General features: G+C 69.4%; 1 protein-coding gene. It reads right to left on the reverse strand.

From position 1 onward, the window contains the following. Positions 1-26 precede the first annotated feature (26 nt). Positions 27-521, reverse strand: coding sequence for a tetratricopeptide repeat protein (locus B2869_RS16740; RefSeq protein ID WP_021201512.1), 495 nt, complete (start codon positions 519-521; stop codon positions 27-29). Between the last annotated feature and the right edge of the window lie 48 nt (positions 522-569).

Raw genomic sequence — 569 nt, forward strand, 5'->3', positions numbered from 1 at the left:
CCCAGGCCGTGTTCGCCGTCGGCATATCAGGTGTCGGCGTCCGCGATCTCGCGGGCATACGCCGTCATCGACCGGTGGTAGCGCGGCAGATGCGGGACCAGGGCGAGCAACGCCACCGAGAGACCCTGCGCTGGTCGCCCCGCGCTTGCGAGGATGAGGGCGTGCACGCACGCGATGGCGTCACGGTAGGGACCGTCGGCCGACAGCTGCTCCTCGGCGCGGATCACGGCGAGGGCCTCGTCGTATTCGCCCAGATTCCGCAGCGAGCTCGCCATCTGGATCACGCATTGCGGGCGATGCTCAGCATCCAACCCCAATGCCAGCGCGCGCCGATACAGAACGATGGCCTCCGCGGGCCTTCCTGCGGAATCCCGCGCGCCCGCGCGTTCGAACTCGGCGCGGGCGTCACCTGCTCCGCGCTCGGCGGCGAGGGCGTCGATGCGGGCGATGGTGTCGTCACCGACCTCCTCACCCGTCGCGTCGTCCCACACCTCGTCGATGCGCTCATCCCACGTCTTCATGATTGCCCTCCCTGGATGGAAAAGAGGGCGGATGCCGCAGCACCCGCC

The sequence above is a fragment of the Microbacterium sp. UBA3486 genome, from assembly GCF_002377845.1.
GTDB lineage: Bacteria > Actinomycetota > Actinomycetes > Actinomycetales > Microbacteriaceae > Microbacterium > Microbacterium maritypicum_A.

Excerpts from the sequence above, each read along its gene's own strand:
- B2869_RS16740 (WP_021201512.1), bottom strand. The coding sequence starts at position 521 with ATGAAGACGTGGGATGAGCGCATCGACGAGGTGTGGGACGACGCGACG.